The sequence below is a fragment of the Streptomyces sp. NPDC007945 genome, from assembly GCF_042958885.1.
Classification (GTDB): domain Bacteria; phylum Actinomycetota; class Actinomycetes; order Streptomycetales; family Streptomycetaceae; genus Streptomyces.
The window spans coordinates 381,465-401,674 of the sequence record NZ_JBIBJV010000004.1; the positions used below are offsets into that span (position 1 = coordinate 381,465).

The 20,210-nt window shown below is 72.2% G+C and carries 14 protein-coding genes; 9 read left to right on the forward strand and 5 right to left on the reverse strand.

Features of this window, described 5'->3' with window-relative positions; genetic code table 11:
- The first annotated feature begins 33 nt into the window (after positions 1 to 33).
- The 5 genes from ACFZCF_RS15870 (at position 34) to ACFZCF_RS15890 (ending at position 7,034) form a co-directional block, all read left to right on the forward strand.
- Entirely contained in the window at positions 34 to 2,868 is a 2,835-nt protein-coding gene (locus ACFZCF_RS15870; protein ID WP_391286908.1) for an AAA family ATPase, read from the forward strand.
- Between the two features lie 136 nt (positions 2,869 to 3,004).
- On the forward strand, positions 3,005 to 4,252 hold the full coding sequence (locus ACFZCF_RS15875; RefSeq protein WP_391286909.1) for a helix-turn-helix domain-containing protein: 1,248 nt from the start codon (positions 3,005 to 3,007) through the stop codon (positions 4,250 to 4,252).
- A gap of 137 nt (positions 4,253 to 4,389) precedes the next feature.
- Positions 4,390 to 5,241, forward strand: coding sequence for an alpha/beta fold hydrolase (locus ACFZCF_RS15880; protein ID WP_388447536.1), 852 nt, complete (start codon positions 4,390 to 4,392; stop codon positions 5,239 to 5,241).
- A 42-nt stretch (positions 5,242 to 5,283) separates the two neighbouring features.
- Positions 5,284 to 6,192 (forward strand): helix-turn-helix domain-containing protein, encoded by a 909-nt coding sequence (locus tag ACFZCF_RS15885; protein WP_388447534.1) that lies wholly within the window; start codon positions 5,284 to 5,286, stop codon positions 6,190 to 6,192.
- 44 nt (positions 6,193 to 6,236) lie between these two features.
- On the forward strand, positions 6,237 to 7,034 hold the full coding sequence (locus ACFZCF_RS15890) for an alpha/beta fold hydrolase (protein WP_391286910.1): 798 nt from the start codon (positions 6,237 to 6,239) through the stop codon (positions 7,032 to 7,034).
- Positions 7,035 to 7,053: 19 nt separating this feature from the next.
- Here ACFZCF_RS15890 and ACFZCF_RS15895 read toward each other — a convergent pair whose 3' ends face one another.
- Positions 7,054 to 9,609, reverse strand: a complete 2,556-nt coding sequence (locus ACFZCF_RS15895; protein ID WP_391286911.1) for an alpha-L-arabinofuranosidase C-terminal domain-containing protein — start codon at positions 9,607 to 9,609, stop codon at positions 7,054 to 7,056.
- Between the two features lie 1,204 nt (positions 9,610 to 10,813).
- Here ACFZCF_RS15895 and ACFZCF_RS15900 point away from each other — a divergent pair.
- From ACFZCF_RS15900 to ACFZCF_RS15910, 3 genes are all read left to right on the forward strand, one after another.
- Positions 10,814 to 13,120: a beta-L-arabinofuranosidase domain-containing protein gene (locus ACFZCF_RS15900; protein WP_391286912.1), complete on the forward strand. Its 2,307-nt coding sequence runs from the start codon at positions 10,814 to 10,816 to the stop codon at positions 13,118 to 13,120.
- 338 nt (positions 13,121 to 13,458) lie between these two features.
- Positions 13,459 to 14,844: an MFS transporter gene (locus ACFZCF_RS15905; protein ID WP_391286913.1), complete on the forward strand. Its 1,386-nt coding sequence runs from the start codon at positions 13,459 to 13,461 to the stop codon at positions 14,842 to 14,844.
- Positions 14,845 to 15,599: 755 nt separating this feature from the next.
- Positions 15,600 to 16,772, forward strand: coding sequence for a trypsin-like serine protease (locus ACFZCF_RS15910; protein ID WP_391286914.1), 1,173 nt, complete (start codon positions 15,600 to 15,602; stop codon positions 16,770 to 16,772).
- A 164-nt stretch (positions 16,773 to 16,936) separates the two neighbouring features.
- On the opposite strand, the gene ACFZCF_RS15915 is transcribed toward ACFZCF_RS15910, so the two are convergent.
- From ACFZCF_RS15915 to ACFZCF_RS15930, 4 genes are all read right to left on the reverse strand, one after another.
- Entirely contained in the window at positions 16,937 to 17,281 is a 345-nt protein-coding gene (locus tag ACFZCF_RS15915; protein WP_388447452.1) for an iron chaperone, read from the reverse strand.
- Between the two features lie 153 nt (positions 17,282 to 17,434).
- The gene (locus tag ACFZCF_RS15920; RefSeq protein ID WP_391286915.1) at positions 17,435 to 17,797 is read right to left on the reverse strand and encodes a hypothetical protein; all 363 of its coding nucleotides are present in this window, start codon (positions 17,795 to 17,797) and stop codon (positions 17,435 to 17,437) included.
- A gap of 59 nt (positions 17,798 to 17,856) precedes the next feature.
- Complete coding sequence (locus tag ACFZCF_RS15925; RefSeq protein ID WP_391286916.1) at positions 17,857 to 18,141, reverse strand: pyrimidine/purine nucleoside phosphorylase; 285 nt, start codon at positions 18,139 to 18,141, stop codon at positions 17,857 to 17,859.
- A 112-nt stretch (positions 18,142 to 18,253) separates the two neighbouring features.
- Positions 18,254 to 18,814 (reverse strand): TetR/AcrR family transcriptional regulator, encoded by a 561-nt coding sequence (locus tag ACFZCF_RS15930; protein WP_388447446.1) that lies wholly within the window; start codon positions 18,812 to 18,814, stop codon positions 18,254 to 18,256.
- Positions 18,815 to 18,900: 86 nt separating this feature from the next.
- Here ACFZCF_RS15930 and ACFZCF_RS15935 point away from each other — a divergent pair, with 86 nt between their 5' ends.
- Positions 18,901 to 20,061, forward strand: coding sequence for an FAD-dependent monooxygenase (locus ACFZCF_RS15935; RefSeq protein ID WP_391286917.1), 1,161 nt, complete (start codon positions 18,901 to 18,903; stop codon positions 20,059 to 20,061).
- Positions 20,062 to 20,210 lie beyond the last annotated feature (149 nt).

Consider the following 20,210-nt stretch of genomic DNA (forward strand, 5'->3'; position numbering starts at 1 on the left):
GGGTGTCGCACATGGTTCATACTGATCCGCCGTATGAGCGTGAACCCAGTGACGACAAGGACCGCGCCCGAGAGGCCCCGCGGCGTACGGACACCCCTCCGGGGCAGGGACGCCGCGATGGCGTTCATCGGCGAACGGCTCGACGCGCTCGGCCCGGGCCAGGGCGGGATCGTCCGCGTCGAGGGCCCCGCAGGCATCGGCAGATCCAGGATCCTCGCCGAAGCCGCGGCGTCCGCGAGGCGGCGCGGGGTGCGGGTGTTCGAGGGAGCGGCGGACCCCGACCAGCAGTTCGTACCGCTCGGCCCGCTCCTCGAAGGCGTACTCTCCGGCGAGGAACCGCTGCCGGGCGCCCCACGGCTCCGGGACCTCGCCGCCACACCCGGCCAGCGGTTCTGGCTGCTCCAGGAACTGGGGGACCGCCTCCGGGAAGCGGCCCGGAACGGACCCCTGCTCGTCGTCCTCGACGACCTCCAGTGGTGCGACGACCTGACCCTCCTCACCTTCCACACCCTCGCGGCGGGACTCTCGTCGCACCCGATCATGTGGCTGGTCGCCGTGCGCGCCGGCAGCGTGCCGTCCGGGGTGCGCACCACACTGGACAGGATCCGTCAGGCGGGGGCACGCGAGCTGGTCCTCGAAGCGCTGGACGACCGCGCGATCGCCCGGATCACCGGAGACGTCCTCGGCGCCCGCCCCGACCCGGACGTCCTCCGCCTCGCCCGCCGCGCCGAGGGCGTGCCCCGACTGCTCGTCGAGCTGCTCGGTTCGCTGCGCGAGGAGGTGGTGACGATCGAGAACGGCTGGGCCCGGCTGCCGGCCGGCCCCCCCGCCCCGCGGCAGCTCCCCTCCGTCGCACGCCGCCTCGACCAGCTGTCCGACGACGCGCGGGAGCTGGTGCAGACGGCGGCCGCCGTGGGCGGCACGGTCACCGTCGCGCTGCTCGCCGAACTGCTCGGCAGGCCCTCGGCGGCGCTCATCACGGCCGTACGGGAATCCCTCGACGCCGACCTGCTCGCAGAGAGCGGCGATCTCCTCGCCTTCCGCCACGACCTCGTCCGCGAGGCGGTGGAAGCCGGCCTCCCGCTGCCCCTGCGGCAGGCCCTGCGCCGACGTGCCGTCGGGCTGCCGCCGGGCTCGCCGCCGGCCGACGTGACGGAGGCCGGGAGCGCGACCCCTGGAGCAGCGGCGGAGGTCGACCGGCTGCGAACCGAAGCGGCGGAACTCGCCGGAACCGCCCCCGTCGCCGCCGCCGAACGCAGCCTCAGGGCCCTGGAGCTCATCGCGGCGGACGCTCCGGAGCGGCCGCGGGTGGTGGCCGAGACGATTCCGCTGCTCTGGCAGACGGGCCGGGCCGCCCAGGCACGTGAGCTGGGAGCGACCGCCCTGGCGGCCGGCGGTCTCGGACCCGAGGACGAGGCGTTCATACGCCTGGCCCTGGCACGCCTTTTCGTACAGTCCGACTTCTCCGAGGCGGTCAGGCAGTCCCGCGCCGGGGCGGCACTGCCCGGGATCTCCTCGACCGCGAGGGGGCGACTGCTCGCCATGCTCGCCGTCGGCCTGTCCATGTCGGGCGAACACGCGGTGGCCGAGCAGGTCGCCGCGCAGGCGTGGGAGACGGCGGAAGCAGCGGGGGACCGCACCGCCGAGGCCACCCTGACGACGGTCCGCTCGGCCCTGGCCTTCCACCGCATGGACCTCGCCGAGGCGTTCCGGCAGGCCGAGCGGGCCGCCGCGCTGGCCGACGCCCTGGGCGTCAGCACCTCGCAGTGGGTGCCGGAGGCCCTGTGGCACGCCCTCCTGTCGAACACCACCGGACGCACCGCGGAGGCCCTCGCCGTCGCCGAGGAGGGCATCCGGACCACCGGGCAGCAGGGCCGGACGGCCGCCACCCGCATGTGGCTCATGACCCGCACCCGCATCCTCCTCGAAACCGGACGGCTGACGGACGCCCAAGCCGACGCGGAAGCCGCTTCCCCGGCGGCCGAGGAACCCGGCCCGGGCAACCTCGCCGACGTCACGCTCCGGTACGTGATGCTGCGCGTCGCCCTCCACACCGGCGACCGGCGGACCGCGGAGGCGTACGCGGCGGAGGCGAGGCGCATGCGAGACGACGACGCCCTCGTCGTCCGGCACTTCGGCACCTGGATGCTGGCTCTGGTGGCCGACCACGAAGGCCGGCCCGATCGCGCCATGGCCGAACTCGACGCGGTGATGACGTCACCCGCCGCGGACCGGCCCGCCTACGCCGGCCTGATCGATCCGGCCGACGCCCCGGTGCTCGTCCGCATGGCGCTGCGCGCGGGCAGGCACGAACGGGCCGTTCAGGCGGTCGCCATGGCCGAGAAGCGAGCCGTGCTCAATCCCGGTCTGCCGTTCCTCGCCGCCACCGCCGCGCACGCCCGGGGGCTCCTCGACAACGACCTCGCCCCTCTCGTGCGCGCCGTCCGACTGTACGAAGACTGCCCCCGGGTGCTGGCCCGGGCCTCGGCGCTGGAGGACGCCGGACGCAAGCTGGCGGCCACCCGCACGCCCGAAGCGGTGCCGTACTTCGAGAAGGCCCTCGCGCTCTACACCGGGGCGGGCGCCGAACGGGACGCCGCCCGGGTGCGCCGACGTCTGCGGGCCGGCGGTGTCCGCAAGCGGCCCTCGCCGGCCGGACCGGTCGGTGAATGGCCCGAGCTGACGGCCGCGGAGACACGGGTGGTACGGCTCGTGGCCGAGGGGTTGACCAACCGGCAGGTGGCCGCACGGCTCTCCCTCTCGCCGCACACGGTGGGTTCGCACCTGCGCCGGGCCTTCACCAAGCTGGACGTCACCTCGCGCGCGGAGCTCACCCGGCTGGTGAAGCCCGGCGACAGCGGAGAGTAGTCGCTTCGCATCCCCCGTGCGCGTCACGGCAATGGACGATTCATGCGATGTGCCGACGTCGTCGATTCCTCAGACTGATCAAGAACCGCGGAAGGGAGAAGCCCGCGGGGACAGGCGATCGAGAGAGGAACAACGCATGACCGGAAGGCTCCAGCGAGCCCGCCCCGGCAGCCCCGAGCTCCAGGCACTCGTCGACGAGCTCGCGGAACGGCTCGGCCGGTCCGTCGCCGTCGACGACCCGCTGGTCCGCATGGTCTGCACGAGCCGCCACTTCGGCGACGAGGACCCGGTGCGCATCGGCACCCTGCTGCAGGGCCGCGCCGACAACGCCGCCATCCGCTACGTCCTCGCCCAGGGCGTGACCCAGTGGTCGAGGCCCGGTTTCATCGACGGCCGCGACGATCTCGGACTGCTGCCCCGGTACGTCGTGCCGCTGCGCGAGCGCGGGCATCTCCTCGGTCTGCTCGTGGTGGTCGTGCCCGAGAAGACGCTGGTGGAACAGGAGACGACCGCCATCGCCCGGGCCGCGGACGCCATGTCGGCCCAGATGTACGGAGAGCAGATCGCCGCCGACACCCGGAAGTCCGAAGTGCGGGACCTGACCCTCGAACTCGTCGGCGCCGACGCCGCCGCACGCACCGCCGCGCGTCGGCGCGGCAGGGAACTGGGGTTGCTCGGCGAGGCGGAGCACGTCCTGGTCACCGTCGTCCGGCTGAGCTGCGGGGCAGAGCTCGCGCGCCGGCCCGAGGCCGCTCTGTGGGCGGCGCTGGAGGGGTACCGGCAGACGCGCTCCGCCCAGGGCCTCATCGCGATCGGCAAGGAGCGGGCGATACTGCTCCAGCTCCGCGACCGGCCGCCGCACCGGGACGAGGTCGCCGCCCAGTCCGCCCGCATCCTCGGCGAACTCCGCACCTTCCTGGACCCGTCGGCGGACCCCGTGGTCGGCGTCGGGGGCCGGCACGCCCGCCTGGACGACGCGTGGACGTCGTACGAGCAGGCGCTCGTGGCGGCCCGCGCGGCACGCCGACTGCCCTCTCTGGAGAAGACCGGTGACTGGGAGGCCCTCGGTGAGCTCGCCGTGCTGCTCCAGCTCCCCGAGCACGCCTTGAACGCGTCGCTGGTCCCGAAGCCGCTCCGGACCCTGACCGACGCTCACGGCGGTGACCGCCTGCGGGACACCCTGCGCTGCTTCCTCGAACACGCGGGGTCGGTCCCCAGGACCGCGGAGACGCTGGGCATCCACCGCACCTCGCTGTACTACCGCCTGCGCCAGATCCAGGAGATCACCGGTCTCGACCTCGACGACGGCGCCCACCGGCTCACTCTGCACCTCGGTCTCAGGGTCGGCGAACTCCTCCACGCAGGTGCCGACGGGTCTGTCTGACCCCGATGCGCTTCGACAGAGCGAGGAGGATCCACAGCCCGATTCCTACAGCTCGCGGTGGTGCGGGCGACGGGCCCGATTCGATGATGTACGGGACGGGCGGGGACCGCGTACCGCCTCTGACCAGGGGAGAGGTCATGGAGCAACTGATCGCGACGGACGGCGCACGGCTCGCGTACCAGGACACCGGCGGCGACGGCGTCCCGCTGGTGATGCTGCACGGCTGGGGGCAGACGCAGGCGATGTTCCGCCACCAGATCGAGGGTCTGGCGCCCGGTCGGCGCGTCGTCACCGTCGACCTGCGCGGCCACGGAGAGTCCGGCAAGCCGCGTCACGGGTACCGCATCGCCCGGCTCTCCCGCGACGTACTCGAACTCGTCGACCATCTCGGTCTCGACCGCTTCGACGCCCTGGGGTGGTCCATGGGCGTCTCGGTGTGGTGGAGCTTCGTCGACCAGTACGGAACCGGACGGATCCGGCGCTTCGTCGCCGTCGACCAGCCCGCGGCGGTCGCCGCCGTCCCCTGGATGACCGAGCGGGAACAGCGGGAGTCCGGCGCCATCTTCGATGTGTCGGGGCTGTTGTACCTGGGTGCGGCCCTCGCGGGGCCGGAGGGCGACACGGTCCGCGCGGAGTTCGTGCGCGGCATGTTCTCAGGCGAGCCCGACCCCGCGGTACTGGCCTTCGTCGCCGAGGAGATCGGGTCGACACCCGCCCACGCGGGCGTGCCGCTGCTGTTCGACCACTGTGCGCAGGACTGGCGGGACGTGCTTCCCCGGATCGACGTGCCGACCCTCGTGATCGGCTGCGAGGGAAGCCATGTGCATCCCGACTCGCAGCGCTTCGTCGCCGAGCGGATTCCCGGCGCGCGCCTGCACGTCTTCGCCTCCGACGTGGCGAGCTCGCACTTCCCCTTCCTGGAGAATCCGCCGGCCTTCAACGCCGTGGTGGAGGAGTTCCTTTCCGAGGAGCCGGCGAGAGGGGCGTGAGCCCCGCCCTCCCCCCGCACGAACCCACCGCTAGGAATTGCCATGCCCCTCACACTCGTGTCACGTGCGCCCGAACGGGTGCCCCGGCAGCCGGCCGCTCCGGCCTCGCCCTCCTCCCGCTCGGGGCGGCTGGTCCAGGTGCTCTCCGAGATGCCGGACACGAAAGACCGGAACCACGTCTACCTCGGCGTCCACGTCCGTGGGGCCGTCACCGTCGTCCGCGAGCGTGCCAGGACCCTGCTGGAGCCGAGCGACCTGATCTTCTGCGACCCGGCCCGACGGCACCTCCTGCGGTTCGGCGAGGACTGCCGGATGATCTTCTTCCAGGTGCCCCGTTGCTATCTGGGCGTCTCGGAGTCGGAACTGGACCGGGTGCTCGGCGTCCCCGTGAGCGGCGGGGAGGGCCTCGGGGCGCTCGCGTCCGACTTCCTGGCCGCGCTCGCCGCCGAGGCGGAGTTCCGCCGGTCCACGATCGGGGACCGGCGTGCCCGGACGGCCGTACAGCTCCTCTCCGTCCTGGTCATGGAGCTCCTCGAAGCGGAGACGGCGGACGCGGCCGACGAGGCGCTCGGAGCCGGCAACGAGATGCTGTCCCGCATCCACGCCCACATCGAAGAACACCTGATGGACCCGGACCTCTCGCCGGAGTCGATCGCACGCGCCCACCACATCTCCGTCCGGTACCTGCAGAAGCTGTTCCAGAACGACGGCAGCACGGTGAGCCAGTGGGTACGGCAACGCAGGCTCGAATCCTGCCGGTTCGAGCTGGGCCGCTCCACCCGCAGAACCACGATGGCCGCGGTGGCCCACCGCTGGGGCTTCAGCAGCCCCTCACACTTCAGCCGTACCTTCCGCGGGGCCTACGGCATGAGCCCCAGTGAATGGCAGGCCCTGGCGACCTCGGCCTTCGCACCGATGCGCACTGACGCCCAGGACGATCCACGACGCTGAGACACGTGCGCTCCGTCATGCCCGACACCGAGAAGAGAGCTCGCATGCCCCACCCCACCGTCGTCCTCGTCCATGGTGCCTTTGCCGACGCGACCGGCTGGATGGGCGTCATCGCGGAACTGCGGAGCAGCGGTATCCCGGTGATCGCCCCGCCGAACCCGCTCCGGGGCCTGACGTCGGACGCCGCCTATCTCGCCTCCGTCCTGACGCAGGTCGAGGGGGCGGCCGTACTCGTCGGGCACGCGTACGGAGGTGCGCTGATCACCGTGGCCGGCGCCGCGGAGAACGTGGTGGGGCTCGTCTACGTGGCCGCCTACGTCCCCGACGAGGGCGAGAGCCTCGGCCGGCTCCAGGAGGGATTCCCCGTCCCTCCGCTGACGGACAGCCTGAAGGAGTGGACCTACCCGCTCCACGACGGCGCCCCCGCGGTCGAGGTCACCATCGAGGAGCAGGCGTTTCCCACCGTCTTCGCGGCGGACGTGCCCGAGGACATCGCCGGCGTCCTGGCAGCGGCCCAACGCCCGGTCGCCGCGGCCGCGTTCACCGAGACGGCGGCCGTGGCGGCGTGGCGGACGAAACCGTCCTGGGCCCTGGTGGCCGGGGCCGACCGCACGATCGGCCCCGAGGTCCAGCGCTTCGGCGCCGCCCGGGCCGGCGCCCTCGTCGCCGAACTCCCGGCCGCTTCCCACGCCGTCGCCCTTTCCGAGCCCAGCAGGGTCGCCGACCTGATCAAGGCGGCGGTACGGGCGACGAGCTGCCCGCCCGCCCGCCGACCGACAGATGGACAGACGGACCGGGCCCCTCGGCCCCGGCTTTCCGACCAGGGCGTCCGGCAGCCGTGAGCGTCGCTTCCGGCTTCTCCTACCGTACGGTCTTGATCCTCACGAACGTGACCGAGTGGGCGGGGAAGGTGTACGTGAAGGTGCGCCCCACGCCTTCCAGGATCGATTCACGAGGCCGGACGGGGGAGGCGTCGGCGCTGTTCACGGCGTCCGGCGCGCCTTCCAGTGTCGTCACCCGGGCGGTCGGGGCGACCTTGGAGGTGCCGAGGTCGATGCTCGTGCGGGCCGCGGAGGCCTGGGCGTTGACGACTTTGACGATCAGATCGCCCTTGTCCCGGGTCACCACCTGGCGGAAGGGCTCGGCGGCCTTGTCGTCGGTGAAGGAGCCCCACCTCTGCCCGTCGAGGTAGAGGGTGACCTGGCGTCCCCGCACCTGGACGCGAATGTCGTAGGTCCGCCCCGTCTCGATGGTGGTGGGCTGCTCCAGAAGGGTCTGCTTGCCCCCGTCGACGGCCTTCTCGACGGCGGAGCGGGTGTTGCCCCAGCCGCCGAGGTTCCACCAGTAGTGGTTTCCGGTGTCGCGGACGCCGAAGGCGACCAGGAAGCCTTCCTTGCCGGACTTCTTCGTGGCCCTGACCTTCAGGTCGTAGTCCTGCCAGCCCGGGTCGCCGGCGGTGACCAGGGTGTCCTCGGCGGCCTCGTCGGTCTGGGCGTACGCCCCGTCCTTGACGGCCCAGGTGCCGCGCCCGGCCGCCGGCGTCCATCGGGTGGCCCCGGCGGAGAAGTCGTCCTTCAGCAGGGTGGCGCCGTTCGCCGCGGTGACCTCGACGTCGTCGTAGGCGGCGCTGGTGGCCCAGGTGGACAGGCCGACCGCACCGGTGATCGGTCCGGAGACGGACGGGGTGGTGGAGGCGCGGCTCGGCACGACCCGGTCGCCGGTGTTGTTCATGAACAGTTTCTGGACCTCGTAGCTGGTGGAGCCCCAGGAACGGTTGTTGTCGAACCAGATCATGTCAGGCCGCCACTGGTTCGCGTGCACGTCGGCGAGCAGCGGTGCGTAGGAGGCGAGCTTGACGACGTCGGCGTTGCGCTCCAGGCCGGTCATGAACGCCGCCTCGGACAGGGCGTTGGCGAAGCGGTTGTCGCGGGAGGCGTACTCGCCGAGGAAGACCTTGGGGCCGTTGCGGTCGTAGGAGTCGTAGCGGTTGTTGTTCTCCAGGAACCACTGAGGGGAGTTGTAGTAGTGCTCGTCGACCATGTCGACGCCCGCCCGGCGGTTGAGGTCCCACAACCGTTCGAAGGTGGCGCCGCTGGAGGCGGGGCCGGAGTTGGAGACGATCCTGATCTCGGGGTGCTCGGCCTCGATGGCCTTGCGGAACTCGGTGAAGCGGGTGAAGAAGGCGTCGGGCAGGTTCTCCTCGTTGCCGACGCCCAGGTGGGTGAGGCCGAAGGGCTTCGGGTGGCCCATCTCGGCGCGCTTGCGGCCCCAGGTGGAGGTGACCGGGCCGTTGGCGAACTCGATCAGATCCAGGGTGTCCTGTACGTGCCGCTTCAGCAGGGCCGGGTCGTCGGTGGCCTGGTTCTGGCCGCAGCCGGTGACCAGGGCGGGCACGACGGGCAGCGGCATCGCGCCGATGTCCTCGGCGAACTGGAAGTACTCGTAGTAGCCGAGGCCGTAGCTCTGGTGGTAGCCCCAGAAGTTGGCGTTGACGGCCCGCTGCTCGACCGGGCCGATGGTGTCCTTCCACTGGTAGGAGCGGCGGCGTTCCCAGTTCGGCGCTTCGTAGGCGTGGTGGCTGCCGGTGTTGACCAGGCAGCCGCCGGGGAAGCGGAGGAAGCCGGGGTCCAGCGCGGCGATCTTTTCGGCGAGGTCCTTGCGCAGCCCGTTCGCGCGGCCCTTGAAGGTGTCGCGGGGGAAGAGCGACACCATGTCGAGGCGGAGGGTGCCGGAGCCGGCGGCCGTCACCGCGAGCCGTCCCGCGGCGGTGGTCACCTTGGCGACGAGCGTGCCGGTGTACCTGGTCCACCGGTCGCCGCGCACGGTGACGCCGAGCGGTGCGGTCAGGACGGTGCCGTCGGCGGTGCGCAGGTCGACCGTGAGGCGCGTGCCGGCCGGGTTGTCCGTGCGCGCCCAGACGGAGAAGTCGTACCGCCTGCCCTCCTTGAGGGCGATGCCCGCGCCGTATCCGCTGTTGACGACGCCGAAGCGGCCGGTGGTGCCGCCGGTGCCGGCGAGGTCGAGGCGCAGATGGTTGCGGTTGCGCTCGTTCAGCCGCTCGGCGTCGTCGACGACCGTGAGGGTGCCGGTGGCACCGCCGGCCGCGGTCTGCTGCCAGGCGGTCATCGGGGTGTAGGACCGGTTGTCGACGGGGCTGTACTCAAAGGAACGGTTCTGTACGAGCTCGGCGTACAGGCCGCCGTCGGCCGCGTTGTTGATGTCCTCGAAGAAGACGCCGTACATCGTGGGGTCGATCGTCGGCCCCGTGCCGGCGGCGTCGACGGAGAGGGCGTAGTCGGTCACGGCGGGGTCCGCCGCCGCCGGGGTGTGGGCGAGGAGACCTGCGGCCAGCGAGGCGGCCAGTAGTCCGCCGGTGAGGACACCGGCTTTCCTGGTGGTGCGGTTGCGTGTGCGCAAGGCGGCTCTCCTTGAGGTGGACGGTGCTGGGCGTCGTACTCTCGGTGCGCAGTGCGGTATGCGTGGGCTCTGGCATTCGCCGCCACGCGGACTCCCCTCGCCGGGGCGGTCGCGTTCGCCTCCGTGGGGGTGTCACGGCCGCGGTGCGCGGATGCGCGCGTGCCGCCGTCGTGACGAGAGGGGCACAGCGCCGGAGCGTTGCCGTGGCGGGCATCCCGGGCCGTGCCACCGGGTCGAGGACAGGTCCTCGACGACGGCGTGGCGGTACGCGTGGGCCGGCGTACCGAGTTCGGCACCGTCCCGGGCCCCCACCACGACGACGCGGCTGGCGAGCGTGTCGAAGCCGACGCCAAGGATGTGCCTCGGGGTGGTCGCGGGCCGCAGGACCGGAAGGCCACGGGTGAGCTCACGATGCGGTCTCTCTCGTCAGGGGTAAAGGCGGGCGATGACGCGCCTGTTGATTGTTAGCGCTCACAGTTGAGTTCGACAAGGGTTGTGTACGCATCTGCTGCCCCTGCGAAGCCGTACGCCTCCGCGGTAAGGGCATCCCTCCCTCGGGGTGGACGCACACCCGTCATTCTCTGCTCGGCAAGAGGTCCCGAGCCCTGTGGCGGCGCACGCGTCTCACCAGGCATTTCAGAAGCATGGTGACCGTCTCCCGCCCGTGGAAGTCGCCGGCCCTCCACGGAAGCGCCAGGACCCGGCTCCACTCGCGCCGCCCGCCAGGTCGTCCCCCAGGTATTGACCAGACTCTTGTGAGCGTTAACACTCGGCGACGTCATTCGTTCCGCGAGGAGGAGGAAGCGTCGACGATGTGTCGCCCTCACGCCCGCACCGTCCGCCGGAACATCACCGGAGTCCACCCCCGACCCTGTGGGTCACGGCAGGTCCCACCGCCCGGCCGTCGCCGCACGCGCTCCTGTCCCCACCCGGTTTCCTGCCCTGACCGGCGACCTGCCTCCGCCCCGCCGATGCGCTTCGGCGACCGGAACTCGCTCACCGCCGGGCCTTCTTCGGCGAGGGCCTGATCGACGGCGTCCCGGATCCCTTAGATCCCGGGGCGCTCCGCGCGCCACCGGAACCACCGGCTGCGGCTCGACGCCTATGGGGCGGGCGAGCCGTACGCCTTCGACCGCCCCTTCCTCCTGATCCGAGTCGCGCGCACGTGTGCGCGGCATCACTCCTCCACGAGAAAAGGTGCACCATGTCCTCCTCCGTCAGCAGACGGCACCTTCTCCAGCTGACCGGTGCCACCGCGGTGGCTTCTGCCGTCGGCCCCTTCTTCGGCGGTTCCTCGGCGGCAGCCGCCGTACCTCCGGCCAGAACGGACATCGGGACCCTGGCCTCTCCCTTCGAGCTCGGCCAGGTCCGGCTCACCGCGAGTCGGTGGCTGGACAACCAGAACCGCACGCACGACTACCTCCGGTTCGTCGACGTGGACCGGCTGCTGTACAACTTCCGGGCCAACCACCGACTGTCCACCCACGGCGCTCTCCCCACCGGCGGGTGGGAAGCCCCTGATTTCCCGTTCCGCAGCCACGTCCAGGGGCACTTCCTCACGGCATGGGCGCAGGTGTACGCCGTGACCGGGGACACGGTGTGCCGGGACAAGGCCCTGTACATGGTGGCGGAGCTGGCACGGTGCCAGGCCAACAACCCGACCGCGGGCTTCAGCGCCGGGTACCTGTCCGGTTATCCGGAGTCGGACTTCACCGCCCTGGAAGCCCGGACGCTGTCCAACGGCAACGTCCCGTACTACACCATCCACAAGACCCTGGTCGGCCTGCTGGACGTGTGGCGCCACATCGGCAGCACCCAGGCCCGCGACGTGCTGCTGGCCCTGGCGGGCTGGGTCGGCCGGCGGACCGACCGGCTGAGCACCGCACAGATGCAGGCGATGCTGGGCACCGAGTTCGGTGGCATGAACGCCGTCCTCACCGACCTCTACCAGCAGACGGGTGAAGCGCGATGGCTCGCCGTCGCCCAGCGGTTCGACCACGCCGCGGTGTTCGACCCGCTGGCCGCGAACCAGGACAAGCTGGCAGGACTGCACGCCAATACGCAGGTGCCGAAGTGGATCGGCGCCATCCGCGCGTACAAGGCGACCGGCGCCACTCGCTACCGCGACATCGCCGCCAACGCCTGGGGCGTGTGCGTCGGAACGCACACCTACGCCATCGGAGGCAACAGCCAGGCGGAGCACTTCCGCGCCCCGAACGCCATCGCCTCCTACCTGCGCCACGACACGTGCGAGAGCTGCAACACCGTCAACATGCTCACCCTCACCCGGGAGCTGTTCGCGCTGACCCCGGACCGGGCCGAGCTGTTCGACTACTACGAGCAGGCATGGCTGAACCACATGATCGGCCAGCAGAACCCGGCCGACCCCCACGGCCACGTCACCTACTTCACACCCCTGAACCCCGGAGGCCGGCGTGGTGTGGGCCCGGCCTGGGGCGGCGGAACCTGGAGCACCGACTACACCACCTTCTGGTGCTGCCAGGGCACAGGGCTGGAGATGCACACCCGCCTGATGGACTCCATCTACTTCCACGCGGGCACCACGCTGACCGTGAACATGTTCGTGCCCTCGGTCCTCAGCTGGCAGCGACGCGGCATCACCGTCACCCAGACCACGTCGTACCCGGCGAGCGACACCACGACCCTGCGTGTCACCGGCAACGCCGGCGGCACCTGGGCCATGCGCATCCGTATCCCCGGCTGGACCGCGGGTGCCACCATCAGCGTCAACGGCGTCCGCCAGAACATCCCCACCGCGGCCGGCGGCTACGCGACCCTGACCCGCACCTGGGCTCCCGGAGACACGGTGACGGTACGCCTGCCCATGAGCGTCACCGTGCGCCCGGCCGCCGACAATCCCCAGGTCGCCGCGGTCACCTACGGTCCGGTCGTCCTGTCCGGCGATTATGGCTCGACCGCCCTCGCCTCTTTGCCGTATCTGGACACGGCCTCCATCAGGCGGACCGACTCCGCCTCGCTCCGCTTCACCGCGACCGCCGACGGCTCCGCCGTCGCCCTCGGACCATTCCACGACGCGCACGGTCACAACTACACCGTCTACTGGCGCACGGTCCCCACCGTCCGGCTCGTCAACGCGGGCAGCGGCCTCGTCCTGGGCATCCACGACATGTCCACGGCCGACGGCGGCCGGGCGCTCCAGTGGACCGATTCGGGCACGGCCGACCACGACTGGGAGATGGTCGCGGACGGCGATGCCGTCCGGTTCCGCAACGCGCACAGCGGGAAGGTCCTGGGCGTGCTGAACATGTCCACGGCCGTCGGGGCCGCCGTCCTGCAGTGGGCGGACAACGGCACCGCCGACCACCGGTGGACCCTGCTCGACCAGAGGGACGGCACCTTCAAGATCCGCAATGTGCACAGCGGCCGGCTCCTCGCGATCGAGAACGGTTCCACCGCCGTCGGCGCCCTCGCGATCCAGGACGCGGACGACGGCACCGCCGACAACCGGTGGCGCATCGTGCGCGTCTGAGGCGGACCGGGGACCCGGGAGGCCGAGCAGACCCTTCCCGTGGAGTGCGACCCGCTCGTCACGGCCGCCCGACGCCGGTCGACGAGACGTGAGGCCGACAGCTGTCGACGGAGACTGCCGGCCTCACGTGTCCGCTCACCCCTGGCCATCCCCCTCCCGCGGCGGGTGCGGACCACTGCCCGGGATGCGCTCGACCCCCTCCGAGGGCCTTCGCATGGTGGCCGCCCGCACCCTCGGGCGGCGAACTATGGTGTGCAGCCACATACACGCGTGACCAGCCGGTTTCTACGGTGTGGCGACACGAACACGTCCCCATCACCTGCTCGGAAGTGGTGCCCATGGCCGCCGCAAGACCCACTGCCACGTCCCCCGGATCCATCAAGCGGATCGTCGCCGCCAGCCTGATCGGCACCACCATCGAGTGGTACGACTTCTTCCTCTACGGCTCGGCCGCCGCCCTCGTCTTCAACACCCTGTTCTTCCCCAGCGCCGACCCGCTCGTGGGCACCCTGATCGCCTTCATCACCTACGCCATCGGTTTCGCCGCCCGTCCGCTCGGCGGCATCGTCTTCGGCCACTTCGGCGACAAGATCGGCCGCAAGAAGCTGCTGGTGCTCAGCCTCCTGATGATGGGCGGCGCGACCTTCGCTATGGGCCTGCTGCCCACGTACGAGTCGATCGGCGTGTGGGCGCCGATCCTGCTGACGCTGCTGCGGCTCGTCCAGGGCTTCGCCCTCGGCGGCGAGTGGGGCGGAGCCGTCCTGATCGTCTCCGAGCACGGCGGCGACAAGCACCGCGGCTTCTGGGCGTCCTGGCCCCAGGCCGGCGCGCCCGGCGGCAACCTGCTCGCCACCGGTATCCTGTCCCTCCTCGCCGCCGTCCAGTCGGACGCCGCCTTCCAGTCCTGGGGGTGGCGCATCCCGTTCCTGCTCTCCGGACTGCTCGTCATGATCGGTCTGTGGATCCGCGTCTCGGTCTCCGAGTCCCCGGTCTTCCTGGAGGCGCAAGCCAAGGCGGAGGCGGCGGCCGCGGCGGGCGCGAAGGAGGAGGCGCCGGTCGTCGAGGTCTTCCGGCGCAGCTGGCGCGAGGTCCTGTCGGCCATCGGCACCCGCTTCGGCGAGAACATCTCGTACTACATCCTCACCTCCTTCCTCCTCGTGTACGTCACCGTCCACCTGGAGCTGCCGAAGAGCACCGCCCTGAACGCCGTCCTCATCGGCTCGGCCGTCCACTTCGTCACCATCCCGCTCTGGGGCGCGCTCTCCGACCGGATCGGCCGGCGCCCCGTCACGCTGATCGGCTCGGCGGGCATGGCGGTCTGGGCGTTCGTCTTCTTCGGACTCGTCGACTCGAAGTCGTTCCTCGTCATCACCCTGGCCGTCACGGCCGGTCTGCTGCTGCACGGCGCGATGTACGGGCCGCAGGCCGCCTTCATCTCCGAGATGTTCGACACCAAGGTCCGCTACTCGGGCGCCTCCATGGGCTCCCAGCTCGCGTCGATCCTCGCCGGAGCCCTCGCCCCCATCATCGCGGTCGAGCTCCTCAAGGACTACGGCAGCTCCACGCCCATCAGCGTCTACCTCTGCGCGGCCGCCGTGATCACCACGATCACCGTCGCCGTCACCCGCGAGACGCTCGGCCGGGACCTCGCCCGCAACCGCCGGGACGAACCGGCCACCACGGCCCCCGCGACTACCGCCACCGCCGTCGGAGACCGCGCGTAGCGCTCGCGTCGCCCCGGCCGCCGTCATCCCGCGCGACGACGGCGGCCGGGCCCGTCCGTCCCCTCACTCGCGCAGACCGCCCGCCCGTACGCGAGCGCCGACTACCGCTGCCGGTACACCGGGCCCATCGACGACGTCGTCGCGGAGGAGGCCTCCCCGGCACCCCCGACGTCCCGCTCCGGCTGGGGTCCTCTTCGCGGCCGACCGTTACCGCGCGAGTGCACCCCCGGGGCCATCGCGCTCCCCGCCTCGCTCGCCGACCACGCCGCCGTCGCCATCGACAGCGCCCGCCGCCCGGACGAGAGCCGTACCGCCCTCACCCGGCTCGAAGCCGCCCACGCGACCGCCCGCGCCCGCAGCGAGGCCCTCCGCCTCGCGTCCGACGCCCACGACCGGCTCCAAGCTGATGCTGCGCGGCGCCGGAGTCGACGAGGTTGCCGCCGAGATCGGCGTGCTCGGCGGGGGAGCGGCCCCGTCGACACGGTCGTGCTGCGCCTCGACCGCGTCGCCCAACTCCTCGGTGCGCCTGGAGCATTCCCGACAGCGCCCTGGAGTTCCGCCTGGCTCTCCGGCTGCACCGACTGTCCCGGGGGAGGGGGGTGAGAGGTCCGGCGGCCGGAGAGAAGGTCTGAAGGACGGCGCGATCCTCCGAGGGCCGTTCCTGGTATGGACCTGACAAGTGAAGCCCGCTACCGTGCCGTGAGAGCGCTCTGAGAGCGCTCTCAGCGTGCGCTTCCCCCACACCAGGAGGTTCCGTGAAACGCTCAACCCCCGCCCGCTCCGCCGCCCGGCGCTCCACATCCGTCGGCGCCGCCCTCGGTGCCCTGCTCCTGACGGTCGGTCTGGGCGCGGCCGCGGCGACCGCCGCTCCGCTGCCGGAGCCCGCCGCACCGCCGTCGGCGTCCGCCGGACTCCTCGACGCCATGCGGCAGGACCTCGGGCTCACCGCGGCGCAGGCCGAGGAACGGCTGCGCGCCGAGAAGGCGGCCACCGAGGTGGAGAGGACCGCCCGACAGCGCGCGGGCGCCGCCTACGGCGGCTCGTGGTTCGACCCGTCGGCCGGCCGGCTCGTCGTCGCCGTCACCGACCGCGCCAAGGAACCCGAACTGCGGGCCCTGGGCGCCGACATCCGCCTGGTCCGCCACAGTGCCGCCGCGCTGGACCGCGCCAAGGCCCGCCTCGACGGCCTCCGTGCCCCCGCGGGCGTGGCCGGCTGGCACGTCGACCCGAAGGCCAACGCCGTCGTGGTCGACGTCGTACGCGACGCACGGCGCACCCCCGCCGTGCTGGCCTTCCTCGACCGGGCCCGCGCCACGGGCCTCGTGACCGTCGCCGAGACGGCCGAAGCGCCCCGCACCTACGCCGCCGGGACCGTGGGCGGCGACCCGTACTACACCGGCAACGTCCGCTGCTCCATCGGCTTCTCCGTGCACGGGGGCTTCGTGACGGCCGGTCACTGCGGGCGGGCCGGTGCGGCCGTGCGCGGCTGGGACGGCTCCGCCATGGGCACCTTCCAGGGTTCGTCGTTCCCCGGTGACGACTACGCGTACGTCTCCATCCACAGCGGCTGGTGGACCGTACCCGTCGTCCTCGGCTGGGGCACCGTCCCGGACCAGCTCGTACGCGGCTCCGCCGAGGCCCCGGTCGGCGCGTCGATCTGCCGCTCGGGCTCGACCACGCGCTGGCACTGCGGCACCGTCCTGGCCAAGAACCAGACGGTCAACTACAGCCAGGGCGCGGTGTACCAGATGACCAAGACCAGCGTCTGCGCCGAGGGCGGGGACTCCGGCGGCTCGTTCCTCAGCGGCGACCAGGCCCAGGGGGTCACCTCCGGCGGCTGGGGCAACTGCTCCACCGGCGGCGAGACGTGGTTCCAGCCGGTCAACGAGATCCTGGCCCGCTACGGCCTGCGACTCCACACGGCCTGAGCCGGGTACGAGGTGAGGGGGGTCGAGATCCGTCGAGCCCCGCCGTCGAGGCCCCTCGAACCTCGTCGAGGTCCGCCATTGAAACCCGTCGAGGCCGGTGCACCCGCCGGCCTCGACTCCGGCCTCGCCGGCCGGACGGTCAGTCGCTCAGCCCGTGCTCTCGGTCAGCCCGTGATCTCGGTCAGCCGGTGGCGGACGAGATCGGCCACGACGTCATCGGGGAGGGGGCGGCCGGCGGTGAAGCGGACGGTTCCCTTCGACAGGTCGAAGCCGCTCAGCCGGTCCCGTACCGCGTCGACCGCCGCCGGACTGAAGGGGAAGACGCTCAGGTGCTCCTTGGCGGCCCGGAACCCGAGGAGCGGTCTGCCGCCGTGCCGCAGGGCCGGCATGCCGTAGCTCCGTCCGTCCTCCGCGTCCGGAGCGACCTCCAGGGCGATCGCCCGGATCCGCCGGAAGGCGTCCCGCGAGTCCGCGTCCAGACCGTCGAAGTACTCCTCTACCTCGGTCATCCCCGCACTCCCCTTCTCCACGAGCCGGCCGAAGCGGCGGACACGGTCGGGTCGGCCGGACCACCCGGATCCGTCCGGAACGGAAGCATTCCACGGCTTCGACGGCGCCGCGGTGAGCGACGCCGCCACGCGCACCGCCGTGTCGACACCCGCCTACGGCTCCGAGCGCGAGCGTTCTGCTTCGAGGGCGTCCGCGCGCGCCGCGAGGTCCGCCGCGATGTCGTCCCGGTCCGGCCCGTGCAGCCACAGGTTCTCGGCCGCCTCCCGCAGCGGCGCCGGCTCGTCCGGCCGCTGAAGGAGCAGCAGCCGGTAGGCGAGGTTCCGTACCCAGACGGGGAGTCGGCCGTCGACGACGTGCGGACAGAGCTCGCGCAGCATGGCGTGGATCTCGTCCGCGTCGGCGAACGTCAGCCGTTCCACGAAGAGGAACTCCCGGTGGTCGCGGTCGCACTCGGGGGTGGGGGCGTACTCGTCGCCGTACAGGCACCGGGCATGCGCCGTCAGGGTGCTGTGCATGAGGGGACCCCGATCCTTCGTCGTTCCCGTTCCCGCTCCCGTACCGGGCGGTGCGGTGCCTAGCCGCGGTACTCGCAGAGGTAGGCGGTCTCCTCGGCGACCTTGAGCTGGAACGTGCTGTCGGCGGGGACGTCGAACTTCTCGCCCGCCTCGAAGGTCCGCCAGTCGTCGGAGCCGGGCAGCCGCACGGTCAGCGCACCGCTGACGACGTGCATGATCTCCCGCTTGCCGGTGCCGAACTCGTACTCGCCCGGGGCCATGACGCCGACCGTCGCGGGCCCCTCGGCGCCCGTGAAGGCGATGGACTTGACCGTCCCATCGAAGTACTCGTTGACCTTGAACATGCGTGTCTCCAGGAAGCCAAGCGGGGCTGGTCGCCGGCTCGGCTACGCCGGCCGCTGCAGCCTAGCGGCACCCCGCGCCCCTCCCGATGTGGGCCCGACGTTCCGCACACGGCTAACGGAGCGCCGCGGCGACGAGCCCTTCGAGGGCCTCGCGCGCCACTTCGCCGCCGCCGTTCACCAGCCGGTCGAAGACCAGGCCGTCGACGCAGGTCAGCAGGGTGTGCGTGCGGTTCTCCACGTCGTCCACGCCTCGGTCGGCGAGGAAGGTCCGGACGGCCTGGCGGCCGGCGTTCTCGCGGGGGACGAGGATCTCGCGCAGTTCCGGGTCGCGCACGCTCTCGACGGTGCAGGCGTAGCGGGCGAGCGACCGGCGGCGGCCCTCGCCGTCGAGCCGCTGCCGGGTGAGCGTCACGAGGCCGTCCACCAGTTCGTCGGTGGTGCGCAGGGGCGGCAGCCGTTCGGCCGTCGTCCGGAGCTCCTCCTGGTCGAGCCGGACCAGGCGGGTGACGAGTGCGGTGAAGAGGGCCGCGCGGGTGCGGAAGTACGCCGACGTGGTGCCGGACGGCAGCGCGGCCCGGCGGTCGACCGCCCGATGGGTGAGGCCGCGGATCCCCTCGTCGGCGAGTACGTCGAGCGCCGCGTCCGCGAGAAGGGTGCGCCGGTCCGAAGTCATGCCTCCTTTCTACACCCGTAGAAGCAGGGCGCGGGAGTCACGCTAGAGTCGGGCTTCTACAGATGTAGAAAAATGAGGAGGCAGGAATGGTCGGCACGGCAGTGGTGGTCGGAGGCGGCATCGGCGGGCTCGCCGCCGCGATCGGCCTGCGTCGCATCGGATGGGAGATACGGGTCGTCGAGCGCGCGCCGGTGCTCGAAGACGCGGGCGCGGGCATCTCCCTGGCCGCCAACGGCCTCCGGGCGCTGGACGAACTGGGCGTCGGCGAGGCCGTCCGGAGCGCCGCGCGGGGCCAGTACAGCGGCGGCACCCGCACACCGGCCGGCGGCTGGCTCACGCGGATGGACGGCGCGCTCCTGGAGAAGGCCGTCGGCACGCCGATCGTGGGCATCCCGCGCGCCACCCTCCACCGGCTGCTGCGCGAGGCCCTGCCCGCCGAGGCGCTGCTGATCGGCTACGACGCCGGCGCGGTCCGGCAGACCGCGCCCGGCAGGGTACGCGTCGAGGACGGCCGGGGGGGCGTCCTGGAGGCGGACCTGGTGGTGGCGGCCGACGGCATCGGCAGCAGGATCCGCAGCGGCCTCTTCCCCGCCCACCCGGGCCCGGTCCACAGCGGCTCGACCGTGCTCCGCGCCCTCACGGAGGAAGCGGTCGACCTCCGCACCGACTTCGAACTGACCTGGGGGCGCGGGGCGGAGTTCGGGCACATCGCCTTCCACGACGGGCGGGCCGAATGGCACGCCGTCCTCAGCCTTCCCGCCGGCACGCGCTTCCCGGACCCCCTGGCCGAACTGCGCCGACGGTTCCACGACTGGCACGACCCGATCCGCGCGCTGCTCGACGCCACCCGGCCCGAGGCGGTGCTCCACCACGACATCGGCGAACTCCGTACGCCGCTCCCGTCGTACGCGGTCGGCCGCATCGCCCTGCTCGGCGACGCGGCACACGCCATGACTCCCCACCTCGGTCAGGGCGCCTGCCAGGCACTGGAGGACGCGGTCACCCTCGCCGCGGCCCTCGCCACCGCGCCCACCACGGAAGCGGCCCTCGCCCGCTACGACGCCGAGCGGCGGCCCCGCAGCCAGGCGGTCGCCCGGGCCGCCCGCCAAGCCGGGCGGATGGGCCAGCGGCTCACCCATCCCGTGGCCGTCGGCCTGCGCAACACGGCGATGCGCCTCACCCCGTCCCGCACCGCGACACGCATGATCCTGCGCCACCACGCCTGGACCCCGCCCCGACTGCGCTGACCGCCGGAACGGAGCGGGGCCGGGGCCCGCCGAGGTGCCGGGCGGGGAACGGTCCGGGGCGGGGTGCCGAGCCCGGGCCGGCCTCTCGCGGCTTCCGGTCCCCGTGACGGCCTTTGCGGAGCGGCCTGTCCCCGGCTCCGACCCCTTCC